The organism is Streptomyces malaysiensis subsp. malaysiensis (assembly GCF_040653035.1).
In the GTDB taxonomy this organism is placed as follows: domain Bacteria; phylum Actinomycetota; class Actinomycetes; order Streptomycetales; family Streptomycetaceae; genus Streptomyces; species Streptomyces malaysiensis.
This window is the reverse complement of sequence record NZ_JBEZNG010000021.1, coordinates 132,690-147,185: the sequence shown is the minus strand read 5'-3', so window position 1 is coordinate 147,185 and position 14,496 is coordinate 132,690. Positions and strand designations below refer to the sequence as shown.

The following is a 14,496-nucleotide window of genomic DNA, read 5'->3' as shown; positions in this document are numbered from 1 at the left end:
GGACATGGTACGTGGCCGAGCGCCCGTTCCCGTGCCGGGTGGCGGACGGGCCGCAGCCCTCATTCGGGGTCGGGCACAGGGCGCTGGGGAAGGCCGACGGTGGGCGTGATGAGCCGCTTCGCCAGCCCGGCCCGGTCGGTGCCGACCTTACGGTAGACATCGGAGAGCAGCCGGGCGACCTCGCGCTCCTCGAGCCCGGTCGTCTCGCTGATCCGGGCGTCCGGCCAGCCCTCGGCGGCCCGCTCGGCGATGGCCTGCTCCTGCGAGGTCAGCGGGCTGGTGTGATCCACCCGCAGCTGCATCGGGCGCAGCCCGGCCGCGGACAGCTCGTCGCGGGCCCGGGCGGCGAGGGCGTCGGCCCCGCAGCGCACCGCTCCCTCCAGACCGCGGTAGAGCCGGTCGCCGGCCTCCTGGGGCAGGCCGATGCGGCGCAGCGCGGCGCCGTGGTCGACCAGCGCCAGGGCCAGGTCGTACGCGGCCGGTGAGCGCATCAGATGGCTGACGGCCTCGGCCAGCAGCTTGATCCGGTCCGGCCCCTGGGTCACGGTGGCCGCGGTGTGCAGCGCCTTGCCGATCGCGGAGTGGGCGCCGAACTGGCGGGCGCGGCGCACCGCGTCGTCGGCGACCTCGGCGGCCTGCCGGGGATCGGTGAGCGCGAGGGCCTGGGCGAGGTGGAGCTGCCAGGGGCACCAGGCGGGGTTGCGCATACCGCGTCCGTCCATGCGGCGGCCGACCTCGGTGAGCCGGTTCCGGGCCTCGCGGTGCAGATTGGCGGCGAGCAGCAGCTCACCGCGGACCGCCGGCACATCGGGGCAGAGCGTGGCCTGCGGAAGGGTCTCGCCACGGTGCCCGGCCGCGAACTCCTGCGCCTCCTGGATCCGGCCCCGGCAGATCAGCGTTCCGATGAGGGTGCCGACCGCGGTCCAGTGGGCGGGTGTCGAGGAGCCCACCAGATCGGCGATCCGCATCCCCTCACGGGCCAGCTCCTCCGCCTCGCCGAGGGCGCCGCGGCGCAGTCGGGCATAGCCGAGGAGGGTGAAGCCGAACGCCAGGTGGGAGCCTCGCCAGCCCTTGCGCTCGCATTCGGCGATGCCCTTGTTGAACAGCTCCTCGGCGCGTCCGGGCTGGTCGCAGTGGAGGAAGACCAGGGCGACCAGGATGGGCACCTCGAAGCCCCAGTCGTCATCGGTCCAGCTGAGGCCGTCGCCGAGGGCCTCCTCCGCGTAGTGCAGCGCGGTGGCGACGGGCTCTCCGCGCGTCATCGCGTCCCAGGCGCGCAGCCCCATCAGATAGCGCTCGGCCATGCCGCGGCCGGTGAGGTGCTCCGCGAGCCGGGTGAGCCGCCGGGAGCGGGCGGGCGACTCCTTCTCATCGGCACGGAACATGTTCCACATCAGCTGCTCGGTCTGCATCCGCAGCCGGGTGCGGGCGCTGGTGGCGCGTCCGACCTCGTCGGCGAAGACCTGGGCGGCCTCCTCCATACGGCCGCTGTGGCCGTACGCCTGGGCGAGCCGGTAGGTGATCGCCTCGCGCAGTTCGGGGCCGAGCGCGGGCTCCCCGAGGGCGGCCCGCAGATGGTTGACGGTGACATCGGGCTCGGTGAGCTGGGCGGCGCAGCCCAGCTCGTACAGCACGGCGGCGCGCTCCTCCAGGGCGGGCGGTTCGCGCACGGCCCGGGCCAGACAGCGGCGCCCGGCGTCGGGTGCCCCGGCGCGCAGATACTCCCGGGCGGCCTCCCGCAGATGGTGCACCACCCATGGGTCGCCCTCGGGGTGCATCTCCAGCAGATGCCGGCCGGCCGCCGCGGAACCCAGGCCCGCGCCGAGCACCACGGTGGCGGCCTGGCCGTGCATGGCCACTCTCATGGCGCCGGGGATCGCCTGGTAGACGGCGGTGGCGATGAGCGGGTGGAGGTACTCCAGGGGCTGGGTGCCGTTTCCGGAGCGCGGCGGGGCCAGGATCCGCGCGTCGACGAGCCGCGCCACCTTTTCGGCGGCCTCGGACTCGCTGAGCCCGGCGACGTTCGCGGTGAGCGCCGGGGTGGCCTCGATGCCGAGGACGGCGACGGCCCAGGCGAGGCGGACGGCGGCGGTGCCGAGGCGGGTCAGCCGGTCGTTGAGCCCGCTGTCCCTGGCCGAGGAGACCAGTTCGCGCAGTGCGGGCAGGTTCTCCGACTGCGGTTTCAGCCCGCGGTCGCGGATCTTGGCGGTGAGCTCGGTGATCTCCCAGGGGTTGCCGCCGGTCATCGCCCAGCACTCACGGCAGAACGCCTCGTCGGCGTGGTCCCCGAGGACCTCCCGGACGATTCTGCCGACGCCGCCCGGGGTGAGCGGGGCCAGTACGTGGGGCCGTGCTCCCTGGCGCTCGACCAGGGCTCGTATCGTGGCGACGTCGGCGGTCAGGTCCTCGGGGCGGTAGCCGACGGCGAGCAGCAGGGGCAGATCGGCGGTGCGCGAGGCGAACCGGGTCAGCCAGTCCAGCGATTCGGGGTCGGCCCAGTGGACATCGTCGAGGATCATGACGACCGGGGCGTGCTCCACGGTGAAGCGGGTCACCAGCCAGTCGAGGCCGTCGCGGACGCCCTGTGGATCGGGTGCGCCGCCACTGCCGGAGACCACCAGGCCGACCGCGGGCGCCACGATGTCGTACCAGCCGCCGAGGATGCGGCGGTGCTCGTCCTCGCCGGTCGCCGCGAGCACCGGCTGGAAGAGCTGGCGCACCACGTGGAAGGCCGCGCCCTGTTCGTGCTCGCCGCCACGGGCGCGGAGCACGGTGCAGCCGCGGGCGACGGCCCGCCGGCGTGCCTCGCCGAGCAGTGCGGTCTTGCCGACGCCGCCGGGCCCCTCGAAGGCGATCACTCCGCCGCCGCGGATCTCGTCCCGGTCGGCGGGTTCCGCTCCGCACAGTTCGGTCAGCGCACCGTCCACCGCGCGCAGCTCCCGCTCCCGTTCCAGCAGTGTCCGGTGCGTCCGGTTCTGTTGGCTCATGTACTCCGCCACGTTGCTTCCCCTCCGGCAGGTGACGCCGAGCGTAGCGTGAATGGCACGCTCCGTAGCTCCCGTATGGAGAGATTTCCGTCCGCTCTTGCCACTGGCATGCGCCAATTCACCGCCTCCTCTATCGATGCCACGTTCCGCACGCGAGGATGACCGGATTCAGCGGGTTGGCCAGTTGCCGTGTACGCCTGTGGTATATGCGGGCTCGGGCCGCCCGGACGACGAAGGGGGCGGAGACGACTCATGCACACGCACGCTTCGCGACCACACGCCCGGCAGTCGGCACTGCCACGACGGGCGGCCCTGTTCGACTTCCCGGCCTCCGCCGACCTCAGCCCGGACACCGGGGCGGCGAGGCAGCACACCATCCAATGGCTGTCACGGTTCAGGGTCTTCGAGAACCACGCGTCCGTCGAGGAGTACGACGCGCTCCGCTTCGACGTACTGACGGGACTGTTCTATCCCCGGGCGACCGGCGCCGATCTGAACCTCGGCAGCGACCTCGTGGGCTGGTACTTCGTCTTCGACGACCAGTTCGACGGGGAACTGGGCTGCCGCCCGGAGGAGGTGGCACGGCTGGTGGCGGACGTCATCCGGATCACCGAGGAGGACACGGCACCCGGCGGGACGGGCGGCGGCGAAGGGCCGCTCCTGGAGAGCTTCCGCGATCTGTGGCACCGGATCAACTCCGGGCGGCCGCGGGTGTGGCGGGACCGCTTCCGCCACCACTGGCTGGAGTATCTGCACTCCTACCACCGCGAGGCCCTGGAGCGGACCGGTGCCCCGCTCGCGGACGGCGGCGGGGACGCGCCGCGCTCGGTGGAGGACGTGCTGGCCCTGCGGCGCCACTCGATCGGCGTACAGCCGTGTCTGGACCTGAACGAGCCGTTCGGCGGCTACACCCTGCCGTCCGCGCTGCACGGCGGCTTCCCGCTGGCCCGGATGCGGGAGGCCACGGACGATGTGGTGGTCTTCACCAATGACATCGCCTCCCTGGACAAGGAACTGGCCGTCGGCGACGTCCACAACAGCGTCATCGTCCAGTGGAAGCTCGCGGGCGGTGGAGTGGAGGACGCGGTACGCCATATCGCCGGCCTCGCCAACGCCCGCTACGGCTGGTTCGAGGAGACCGCGGCCAGGCTGCCGGAGCTGCTGGCCGAGGCGGGGGCGGATCCCGGCACCCATCGCGCGGTGGGGCGCTATGTGGACGGCATGCGGCATGTGATGACGGGCAATCTGGGCTGGTCACTGCGGACGGCCCGGTACGACGAGCGGGGCACCGAGGCGGTCAGCGGGGGACGGGAGCGGCCGTGGGCCCGGCTGACCGGCGCGGAGGACCTGATCCGCGCGGGAAGGGGAGCGCCGCCGCCACCGCCCGGCAGCGGCCCGGACACCCGTCAGCCGATGCCCTCGGAGCCCTCTCAGCTCGCGTAGAGCTGCTCGATCTGCGCGGCGCAGACCTTGTAGACCGCGTCGCGCCGCAGCTTGAGCGAGGGCGTCAACAGCCCGTCCGCCACGGTGAATTCCTTCGGGAGGATACGGAAGGCCCTGATCGACTCCGCCCTGGACACCGAGCGGTTCGCCGCCGAGACCGCCTGCTGGATCTCCTCGTGCAACGCCTTGTTGGCCGCCGCGTGCTCCCGGCCGACGGGCAGCCGCGCGCCGACCGCCTGGTGCCAGCGCCTCAGCATCTCGGCGTCCAGGGTGATCAGCGCCCCGACGTAGGGGCGGTTGTCGCCCACCAGGACGCACTGCGAGATCAGTGGATGCGCCCGCAGCCGCTCCTCCAGCGGCTGCGGCGAGACGCTCTTGCCGCCGCTGGTGATGATGATGTCCTTCTTACGGCCGGTGATGGTCAAATAGCCGTCGCCGTCGAGGAATCCGATGTCTCCGGTGCGCAGCCAGCCGTCGCGCAGCGCTGCCCCGGTGGCCGCCGGCTCGTCCACATAGCCCGCGAAGACGGTGCCGCCGCGCACCCACACCTCGCCGTCCGGCGCGATGCGCACCGCCGTGCCCGGCATCGGGCGGCCCACCGTGCCCTGCCGGGGGCGGCCGGGCGGCTGTGCGGTGATCGCCGCCGTCGTCTCGGTGAGGCCGTAGCCGTTGTAGACGGTGATCCCGGCTCCCGCGAACGCCAGCCCCAGCTCCCGGCTGAACGGGGAGCCGCCGGTGACCGCGTAGCGCACCCGGCCGCCCAGGACGGCTCTGATGCGCCGGTAGACCATGTGGTCGAAGACGGCGTGCGCGGCTCTGAGGCCGGGGCCCGGTCCCTTCCCGGCGCCCTGTGCCTGCTTCTCCAGCGCCGTGGCGTAGCGCACCGCCGTGTCCATGGCCTTCTCGAAGACCCCGCGCTTGCCATCGTCCTGGGCGGAGTTCCGCGCGGCCCCGAGGATCCGCTCGAAGATGTAGGGCACCGCGAAGACACAGGTCGGGCGGAAGGACTGGAGGGACGGCAGCAGGGTCGACGGGGAGAGCTCGGGCTCGTGTCCCATGAGGATGCCGCCCCGTACGCAGAGCACCTGGACCATCAGTCCGTAGATGTGGGCCAGCGGGAGGAAGGCGAGGATGGCGGGCTGCACCCCGGGCTCGGCGAACAGCCCGTTCCAGCCCGCGAAGAGGGTGTCGCATTCGGCGGCGAGATTGGCATGGGTGATCATGCACCCGAGGGGCTGTCCGGTGGTGCCCGAGGTGTAGCAGATGACCGCCGTGGAGCGCGGTTCCACGAGCCAGCGCCGCTCGACGACCAGTTCGTCGTGGACGCCGGTGCCGCGCTGCCACAGCTCCGTCACGCACCCCTGGTCCATCTGCCAGATGGAGCGCAGCCCGGGAAGGGCGTCGCAGACGGCGCCGACCGTCATGGCGTCGTCCTCGCCCTCGACCACCACGGCCACGGCCCGCGTCTGGGCCAGGATCCAGCGCACCTGTTCCGGCGAGGAGGTGGGGTAGACGGTCACCACCTGGGCGCCGACGGACCACAGGGCATAGCTGAACAGCGTCCACTCGTACCGCGTCCGTGCCATCAGGGCCACCCGGTCCCCGAACCGCACACCCTCGGCCAGCAGGCCCTTCGCCAGCGCCAGAACCTCGTCCCGGAAGGCCGCGGCGGTCACCGGAGTCCACCGGCCGGGTTCGGTGGCGTGGCGCCGGGCGAACTGGATCCGGTCCGGTTCGCGGTCCGCCAGCTCGTACACCGAGTCCGCCAGTCCGCCCGCGCGCAGAGTTTCCACCATGCGAGGGAGACTGAATTCGCGCACGACACCCCCTGTTTTCAGCCGAGTTGCCGCCCCGTACAACGGGGAGGTGGGAGGGAAAACTACCTCTCGAGGCGAGGGCTGCATAGAGCGCGGACGATCCTGTTCCCCATCGCGGAGACCCGTCGCGACCTGCCGCTGTCACCGTGAGTCACGCTCACGTTTCGGCAGAAGGCATGGAGGTTTCGTGACCCTGCCGCGAAGCCATGGGAAGACGGATCTCGTGGCCGCGCCCGGCGATGTGTGGCTCCACCGCGCTCTGCCGCGCTCCGATTCTGGCCGATAACGCACTCATCGCCATGGGTCAGGCACCGCGGGGTCGCCGACGGGCCTTTTTGACGGCGCGACATGCCATGAGTGAGGGGCGATATGCCACGGATGGGGGACGACATGCCACGGGGCGGGCTGTCCGGTCCGGCCGGACCCGCCCGCCCCCGGTGGAGCCCCGGTTCAGGTGAGGTCGAACTCGCCCTCACGCGCGCCCAGGACGAAGGCGCGCCACTCACCCGGGGTGAAGATCAGCGCCGGGTCTTCGGGACGGCGGCCGTGGCGCATCGCGATGAATCCCTCGACAAAGGCGATCTCCACATCGCCCACGCCCTGGCTGCTCGACCGCCATTGGGCGCCCGAGAGGTCGAGTTCGGGCTTCTCCCCGCTTCCTGTCAGTGGCTGTTCGGTGGTGGTGGTATCGGCCACGTCGGCTCATCCTCCCGGATCGTCGTCCGCGCCCCACCCTAGCGATCGCGGCCGGTGCCGCACAGGCCACGAAAGGAGGAGTGAGCAGGAGACTCAGCTCTCCGGCGGAGTGTCCGCGACCACCCACATCGAGAAGAACTGCGAGCCGCCGCCATAGGCGTGACCGAGCGCCTTACGGGCGCCGTCGACCTGGTGTTCGCCCGCCCGCCCGCGCACCTGGAGCGCGGCCTCGGCGAACCGCAGCATTCCGGACGCCCCGATCGGGTTGGTGGACAGCACCCCGCCGGACGGGTTGACCGGGAGCTCGCCGTCGATCTCGGTCACCCCCGACTCGGTGAGCTTCCAGCCCGCCCCCTCGTCCGCGAAGCCCAGGTTCTCCAGCCACATCGGTTCGTACCAGCTGAAGGGCACATACATCTCCACCGCGTCGATCTCCCGGCGCGGGTCGGTGATCCCGGCCTGGCGGTAGACATCGGCAGCGCAGTCCCGGCCGGCCCGCGGCGAGACGAAGTCCTTCCCCGCGAAGAGCGTCGGCTCGCTGCGCATGGCGCCGCCATGCATCCAGGCGGGCGGATACGGCGCGCGGTCGGCGCCGGCGCGGTCGGTGAGCACCATGGCGCAGGCGCCGTCCGAGGAGGGGCAGGTCTCGGAGTAGCGGATGGGGTCCCACAGCATCGGGGAGGACCGCACCTGTTCCAGGGTCAGATCGTGCTCGTGGAGGTGGGCGTAGGGGTTGCGCAGGGCGTTGCGGCGGTCCTTGTAGGCCACGAGCGCGCCGATACCGGGGGGCGCGCCGGTGCGCCGCATATACGCCCGTACGTGTGGTGCGAAGAAGCCGCCCGCCCCGGCCAGCAGCGGCTGCTGGAAGGGGATGGGCAGGGAAAGCCCCCACATGGCGTTCGACTCCGACTGCTTCTCGAAGGCGAGGGTGAGGACGGTCCGGTGGACCCGGGCGGCGATCAGCCCCGAGGCCACCAGCGCGGTGGAGCCGCCGACCGAGCCTGCGGTGTGCACGCGCAGCATCGGCTTGCCGACGGCGCCGAGCGCGTCGGCGAGGTACAGCTCGGGCATCATGACGCCCTCGAAGAAGTCGGGGGCCTTGCCGATCACGACGGCGTCGATGTCCGCCCAGCCCAGCTGGGCGTCGTCCAGGGCCCGTACGGCTGCCTCCCGGACCAGCCCGGCGATGGAGACGTCCCGGCGTGCGGCGGTGTGCTTGGTCTGGCCGATCCCGACGACGGCCACCGGCTCCTTCGTCACGTGTCATCCCCTTCCAGGACGGCCACCAGGTTCTGCTGGAGACAAGGGCCCGAGGTGGCATGGGCGAGGGCCCGGTCCGCGGCGCCGCGGTGGATGGCGGCGGCGGCCTCGCCGAGGCGGATCAGCCCGGCGGCCATCAGGGGGTTGGCGGCCAGCGCCCCGCCGGACGGATTGACCCGTACGCCCTCCCCCAGCCGCAGCTCACGGCGGAGGATCAGCTCCTGTGAGGTGAACGGGGCGTGCAGCTCGGCCAGGTCCAGGGGGGCCTCGAAGGCGCCCGCGCGCTCGGCGGCGAGCCGGGTGGACGGGGAGCGGGTGAGGTCCCGTACGCCGAGGCTGTGGGCCTCCGTCCGGTGATCGATACCGCGGATCCAGGCGGGGCGGCGGCAGAGCCGGCGCGCGGTGTCCCCGGCGGCGAGCACGACGGCGGCCGCGCCGTCGCCGACCGGCGGGCAGTCGTGGCGGCGCAGCGGCCGCACCACATACGGGTCCTCCAGGAGGGCCTCGGGCGGCGGTGAACCGGTCAGCTGGGCATGCGGGTTGCCCTCGGCCGCGGTCCGGCTGCGCGCCGCGACCCCGGCCAGTGCCCGCTCGTCGGCACCGGTGTCCTCCGCGTCCAGCAGCGCCTGGGCCTGGAGGGCGGCCAGGGAGACCGAGTCCGGCCACAGGGGCGCCACGTAGTACGGGTCGAGCTGGCGGGTGAGGACCTCGCGCGGATCGCCGGGTGAGGACTTGCCGTAGGAGTAGACGAGCGCGGTCTCCGCCTCGCCGGTCAGCAGCCTCGTCCATGCCTCGTACAGCGCCCAGGCGCCGTCCATCTCCACATGGGACTCCGAGATGGGCGGCCAGGCGCCGACGCCGTCGAGGGTCATGGTGAAGGAGAAGGCGCGGCCCGCCAGATAGTCGCAGGAGCCGGAGCAGGTGAAGTCGATCTCGCCGGCCCGGAGTCCGACGGCGTCGAGCACCTGGTGGAGGACGGGCATCAACATCTCGACCTCGGAGATCTCCGCGGTGTCGCGCCGGTGGTCGCTCTGGCCGAAGGCGACGATGGCAACCTCTCGCATCTACAACAGCTCCTTGTAGGTGTCGTAGTCGGCGTCGGGTTCGCCGGTGGGGCGGTAGTGGTCGGGGTAGCGGCCGTCCTCGCTCCATACGGGCTCCACGCGCAGCCCCATCCGCACCTCGTCGTAGGGGATGTCGCCGATGCGTGCGTGGAGGGCCAGATCGGCGCCGTCCAGGGCGATGTGGGCGTAGACGTACGGCACTTCGATATCGAGGTTGCGGGCCTTGATGTTGACGATGCAGAAGGTGGTGACCGTGCCGCGGGGGCCGACCTCCACCTGTTCGTCGGTGGCCACACCGCAGGTGGGGCAGGCGCCCCGGGGCGGGACGTACACCTTGCGGCAGGACGGGCAGCGCTCCCCGTAGATGGTGCGGCCGGCGAGGGCCTTCAGATAGCGCGACTGGGCGCGGCCGGGCGCGTAGGTGTAGTCGAGGCGGGCGGGGGCCACGATGCCGTCGACGAGGTCGGTGAACTCGCCCCTGTGCGGCACGGCTCGGCCGCCCGCGTTGCCGTCGTACGGCTCGAAGCAGGCGATGTCGGTGATGGCGCCGACGCGCTCCCCGGCCCAGCGGATCCGCACCCGCATACCGGTGCGCACCGCGTCGGGGCCGGGCGCGTCGAGGGCGTGGAGGAGTGCGGTGTCCGCGCCGTCCAGCCGCACCAGCACCCAGGCGAAGGGGGTGGGCAGGGGCTGGCCGCGGCGCGGGGAGGGGTTCCAGGCCCAGGTGGTGACGGTGCCGGTGGGGGCGACTTCGACGAGGTCGGACAGTTCGTCGGCGGTGACCGGGTCGTATTCGACGGGCGGCATCAGCACCCGGCCGTCGGTGGTGCGCACGCCGAGCACGGTGCGTTCGCGCAGCCCGGTGAGGAAGGCGCTCTGCACCGGGCCGAGGGAGCGGGTGAACGGGAACTCGACGACCAGAGGCGCCTGGAGCGCCTCGGGCGAGGGAGCCGGGGTCATGGGGGTGCGTCTCCTTCCGCGCGGCCGCCGGGTGGGGGCGCCGGCCTGAGGTGGTGGGGGATCACGCCCGGCGGTAGACCGGCGGCCGTTTCTCCGCGAAGGCTTTCGAGCCCTCCTTGGCGTCGGCGGTGTCGAAGATGGGCCAGCCGCGTTCGAGTTCTGACTTCAGGCCGTCGGTCTCGGTCATCTCGGCGGTCTCGTAGACGGACGCCTTGACCGCCTCGACGGCGAGCGGGCCGTTGGCGTTGATCAGCTCCGCGATCTCCAGTGCCTTCTCCAGCGCCGTGCCGTCCGGGACGACATGGCCGATGAGCCCGATCCGCGCCGCCTCCTCGGCCGGGTAGGGGCGCCCCGTCAGCAGCATCTCCAGGGCGTGGGTGCGGGGCAGCTGGCGGGTCAGCCGTACGGTGGAGCCGCCGATGGGGAACAGCCCGCGCCGGACCTCGAAGAGCCCGAAGGTGGCGCCGCGGCCCGCGACCCGGATATCGGTGCCCTGGAGGATCTCGGTGCCGCCCGCGACGCAGGGGCCCTCGACGGCGGCGATGACCGGCTTGCGCGGCCGGTGGTGGCGGAGCATCGCCTTCCAGTGCAGATCGGGGTCGGCCGCGAGGCGGTCGCGGACATGCTCGCCGGCCATCCGGCCGCCGCCCGCGAGCGCCTTGAGGTCCATTCCGGCGCAGAAGGCCCCACCGGCGCCCGTGAGCACCACGGAGCGCACGGTGTCGTCCTCGTCGGCCTCGGTCCAGCCGTCGTACAGCCCGACCAGCATCGGCAGCGAGAGCGCGTTCCTGGCCTCGGGCCGGTTCAAGGTGAGCACCAGAGTCGCGCCGACGCGCTCGACGATGAGGTGTTCGGTCCCGCTTGTCACGACGTCCTCCCGTCTCGAGACCTAGAACAGGTTGCAGCAGCCGCAGGCCGACTTCAAGAGAAATCTGATGCTCAGTCAGATTTCTTGTTCCGTGGGCCTTCCCACCTCATCCCGGCGCGGCTCTAATGAGCGCCGAGCCGCCGGATCGAGGGGTCAGGAGGAGCCGTGGAGTACAACCTTGCCGACCTGTTCGAGTCGATCGTCGACACGGTGCCCGACAGAGAGGCGCTGGTGTACATCGACCACCCCGGCACCGGGGCCGAGCGGCGTCTGAGCTACGCCCAGCTCGACGCGGCCGCCAACCGGCTCGCCCACCATCTCGGCGACAGCGGGATCGCCCCGGGCGAGCACGTCGGACTGCATCTGTGCAACGGCGTCGAGTACCTCCAGACCGCGCTGGCCTGTCTGAAGATCCGGGCGGTGCCGGTGAACGTCAACTACCGCTACGTCGAAGATGAGTTGGTCTACCTCTACCGCGACGCGGACCTGGCCGCGCTGGTCTACGACGCCGAGTTCGGCGAGCGGGTGGCCGCCGCGCTGCCCCACACCGGCACCCTGCGCCATCTGGTGCGGGTCGGCACCGGGCACGGCCCCCGTGCGTCCGTGGCGTTCGGCGACGCCGAGGCGTCCGGGTCGCCCGAGCGCGGCTTCCCGGCGCGCTCCGCCGACGACCGCTTCATCATCTACACCGGCGGCACCACCGGTATGCCCAAGGGCGTGGTGTGGCGGCAGGAGGACCTGTTCTTCTCGGGGCTCGGCGGTGGCGCCCCGACCGGCCGGCCGGTCGGGCGCCCGGAGGAGCTGGCCGAGCGGGTGGCCGCGGGCGGCGAGGGGCTGGCCTTCTTCCCCACCCCGCCGCTGATGCACGGCACCTCCACCCTTACGGCCTTCATCGCGTTCAACTTCGGTCAGAAGGTGGTGCTGCACCGAAAGTTCATGCCCGAGGAGGTGCTGCGGACCATCGAGAAGGAGAAGGTCACCGCCGCCTCGCTGGTCGGCGACGCGATGCTGCGGCCCCTGGTGGACGCCCTGACCGGACCCCTCGAAGGCACCGATCTCTCCTCGCTGCTCAGCGTCAGCAGCTCGGGCGCGATCCTGTCGGAGACCGTACGCGCCCAGTTCGCCGAGCTCGCCCCGCACACCCTGCTGCTCAACAACTTCGGCTCCTCGGAGTCCGGTTTCAACGGCACGGCCACCGCCGACTCCGGTCCCGAGAAGGGCTTCCGGCTGCGCGTCAACGCCCGTACGACGGTGGTGGACCCGGCGACCCTCACCCCGGTGGCGCCCGGTGAGCCCGGCCGGATCGCCCAGCGCGGCCATGTGCCGCTCGGCTACTACAACGATCCGAAGAAGACCGCCGAGACGTTCTTCGAGGCGGACGGGGAGCGCTGGGTGCTGCTCGGCGACATGGCGACCGTGGACGAGGAGGGTGTGATCACCGTCCTCGGGCGCGGTTCGCAGTGCATCAACACCGGGGGCGAGAAGGTCTACCCGGAGGAGGTCGAGCAGGCACTGAAGGCCCATCCGGAGGTGTACGACGCGCTGGTGGCGGGCGTCCCCGACACCCGATGGGGCCATCGCGTGGCGGCCGTCGTCCAGCCCCGGACCCCGGCGTCCGGGCTCACCGCCGACGCGGTCCGCGACCACTGCCGTGAGCGGCTCGCGGGCTACAAGATCCCTCGTACGGTCGTCTTCACCGACCACATCCAGCGCTCCCCCAGCGGCAAGGCCGACTACCGCTGGGCGCGGGCGGTCGCACAGGGGACGGACGGGGAGACCCCGCACCAGGACCGGGACGCCCCGCACCCCGGCTGACCCGCCGCGCCGACTCAGCAGATCGGCGGAAGTCGGCTGCGGTTCGGTGGCGCCCCGAAGGGGCGCGGGGCTGTGTCGATGTGCGGCTCCGCCGCGTGGGCGCGACCAGCCACGACGGCGCCGCGGACGATCGACGGCAGGTCAGGGCACTTCCAGCGGAGCGCTTAGGCTGACCAGGTGACTCTTCCTGCCGCGGCGGTGCCCCTTCCCCCTGTGACCCTGGCCGACGGGATCACCATGCGAACCGCCGTCGAGGACGACGCCGAGGCGCTCGCGGACGCGTACACGCGCAACCGTGAGCATCTGCGCCCCTCCAGCCCGCGGCGGGACGAGAGCTTCTTCACCGCCGACGGCCAGGCCGCCCGGCTGCGGGACCAGCTGGAGCAGTGGGAGTCCGGCCGGATGGTGCCCTGGGTGCTGACCGGCGGCGAGCGGATCCTGGGCACGGTCACGCTGTCGCATATCGTCCTCGGGCCCTGGCGCAACGGCCATCTCGGCTACTGGATCGACGCCGGGCACCTCGGGCGCGGGCTGGCCTCCCTGGCCGTCCGGTCCGTGTGCCGGGTGGCCGACGAGCACCTCGGACTGCACCGGATCGAGGCCAGCACGCTGGTGGAGAACGTCCCATCCCAAGGCGTTCTGCTCCGCTGCGGATTCACCCGGATCGGCATGGCGCCGGACTATCTGCACATCGCCGGCGCCTGGCGGGACCATCTGCTCTTCCAGCGCGTCCTCCACGACCGCCCCGCGGCCTGACCCGCCCCTTTCACGGCTTGACGGCGCTCAGCGCTCGCACACCGACGGCAGCGAGCGGCCGAGCGCCACCGTGTGCAGCACGTCCAGGTGGCGCCCGTGGACCACGGCGACCGTCCCGGCCGTGAGCCGCCCCACGCAGGAGGGGCCCTCGCGCACGGCCGCCGAGTCCGCGATGGCGCGTACGAGTTCGCCGTTGATCCGGTTGATCTCCAGCCGGATCCGCCCGAGGTCGGGGCGTTCGGTGGGCGCCTGTGAGGGGTCGGCGTCCCAGCGGTGGTAGAGGCCGCGCTGGACGACCTTGCTGGCCTCGATCTGGTCGCGGAAGATCCTCGTCGTCGCCGCGGGGTCGGCGCCCAGCTCCTCGGCCTGCCGCGCCACCGCGTCCAGCACCTCCCGCTCCCGCGCCGGATCGTCGATCGGGCTGTCCGTGCCCCACTTCGCGGCGGCGACCTCGTCGGCCACCAGCACCCGCTGCGCGGCCAGTTCGACCAGCGGCCGCAGAGTGCCGTGGGCACGGGCCGGACCGGCCGGACCTGCCGGTGCGGCGACGGCGGCGGTGGCCCCGGTGGCCAGCACGGCGGTGGCGAGTGCGGCGATCAGCGCATGGCGCGGGGACAGATGCGGTCGCATGGGCGGGGATTCCTCTCTCGGCGGTACGGGCGGGCCCGTCTCGGTGTTGCGGGCGGGCCCGTAAGGTCGTCCGGGCGGCCCGGTGGGCTCTGGAACGATAGGTCGCCGCACCGCGAGCACGCCACGGGGCCGGTCCCGCGGGAAGCGGAACCGGCCCCGGGCGCGATGGCCGGATCAGGATGGCGCTCGACGTGCCCAGC

Annotated in this window: 11 protein-coding genes; 3 read left to right on the top strand and 8 right to left on the bottom strand. The window is 72.4% G+C overall.

Annotation, left to right across the window (positions count from 1 at the left end; genetic code table 11):
• Positions 1-59: 59 nt before the first annotated feature.
• Positions 60-2,987, bottom strand: a complete 2,928-nt coding sequence (locus tag AB0E24_RS33265) for an ATP-binding protein (protein ID WP_359382570.1) — start codon at positions 2,985-2,987, stop codon at positions 60-62.
• 252 nt (positions 2,988-3,239) lie between these two features.
• On the opposite strand from AB0E24_RS33265, the gene AB0E24_RS33260 reads away from it, so the two are divergent.
• Positions 3,240-4,430 (top strand): isoafricanol synthase, encoded by a 1,191-nt coding sequence (locus AB0E24_RS33260; protein WP_359382568.1) that lies wholly within the window; start codon positions 3,240-3,242, stop codon positions 4,428-4,430.
• On the opposite strand, the gene AB0E24_RS33255 is transcribed toward AB0E24_RS33260, so the two are convergent.
• The 6 genes from AB0E24_RS33255 to AB0E24_RS33230 all read right to left on the bottom strand — a co-directional run bounded on the left by AB0E24_RS33255 (position 4,418) and on the right by AB0E24_RS33230 (position 11,095).
• Positions 4,418-6,250 (bottom strand): AMP-dependent synthetase/ligase, encoded by a 1,833-nt coding sequence (locus AB0E24_RS33255; protein ID WP_100808093.1) that lies wholly within the window; start codon positions 6,248-6,250, stop codon positions 4,418-4,420. The two genes, AB0E24_RS33260 and AB0E24_RS33255, sit on opposite strands and share 13 nt — an antisense overlap.
• A 447-nt stretch (positions 6,251-6,697) precedes the next feature.
• The gene (locus tag AB0E24_RS33250) at positions 6,698-6,943 is read right to left on the bottom strand and encodes a DUF397 domain-containing protein (RefSeq protein ID WP_069871390.1); all 246 of its coding nucleotides are present in this window, start codon (positions 6,941-6,943) and stop codon (positions 6,698-6,700) included.
• A gap of 93 nt (positions 6,944-7,036) precedes the next feature.
• Entirely contained in the window at positions 7,037-8,203 is a 1,167-nt protein-coding gene (locus AB0E24_RS33245; protein ID WP_174886037.1) for a thiolase family protein, read from the bottom strand.
• The gene (locus AB0E24_RS33240) at positions 8,200-9,267 is read right to left on the bottom strand and encodes a thiolase family protein (protein ID WP_167500265.1); all 1,068 of its coding nucleotides are present in this window, start codon (positions 9,265-9,267) and stop codon (positions 8,200-8,202) included. Before AB0E24_RS33240 ends, AB0E24_RS33245 begins: the two co-directional genes overlap by 4 nt.
• The gene (locus tag AB0E24_RS33235) at positions 9,268-10,227 is read right to left on the bottom strand and encodes a Zn-ribbon domain-containing OB-fold protein (protein WP_359382564.1); all 960 of its coding nucleotides are present in this window, start codon (positions 10,225-10,227) and stop codon (positions 9,268-9,270) included. It abuts the gene before it with no gap.
• 61 nt (positions 10,228-10,288) lie between these two features.
• The gene (locus AB0E24_RS33230) at positions 10,289-11,095 is read right to left on the bottom strand and encodes a crotonase/enoyl-CoA hydratase family protein (RefSeq protein ID WP_069871380.1); all 807 of its coding nucleotides are present in this window, start codon (positions 11,093-11,095) and stop codon (positions 10,289-10,291) included.
• A gap of 165 nt (positions 11,096-11,260) precedes the next feature.
• On the opposite strand from AB0E24_RS33230, the gene AB0E24_RS33225 reads away from it, so the two are divergent.
• Complete coding sequence (locus AB0E24_RS33225) at positions 11,261-12,910, top strand: acyl-CoA synthetase (protein WP_359382561.1); 1,650 nt, start codon at positions 11,261-11,263, stop codon at positions 12,908-12,910.
• A gap of 177 nt (positions 12,911-13,087) precedes the next feature.
• Entirely contained in the window at positions 13,088-13,666 is a 579-nt protein-coding gene (locus tag AB0E24_RS33220) for a GNAT family N-acetyltransferase (RefSeq protein ID WP_359382559.1), read from the top strand.
• 27 nt (positions 13,667-13,693) lie between these two features.
• Here AB0E24_RS33220 and AB0E24_RS33215 read toward each other — a convergent pair whose 3' ends face one another.
• A complete protein-coding gene (locus AB0E24_RS33215; protein WP_069871375.1) occupies positions 13,694-14,296 on the bottom strand; it encodes a chorismate mutase in 603 nt (200 codons plus the stop codon).
• Between the last annotated feature and the right edge of the window lie 200 nt (positions 14,297-14,496).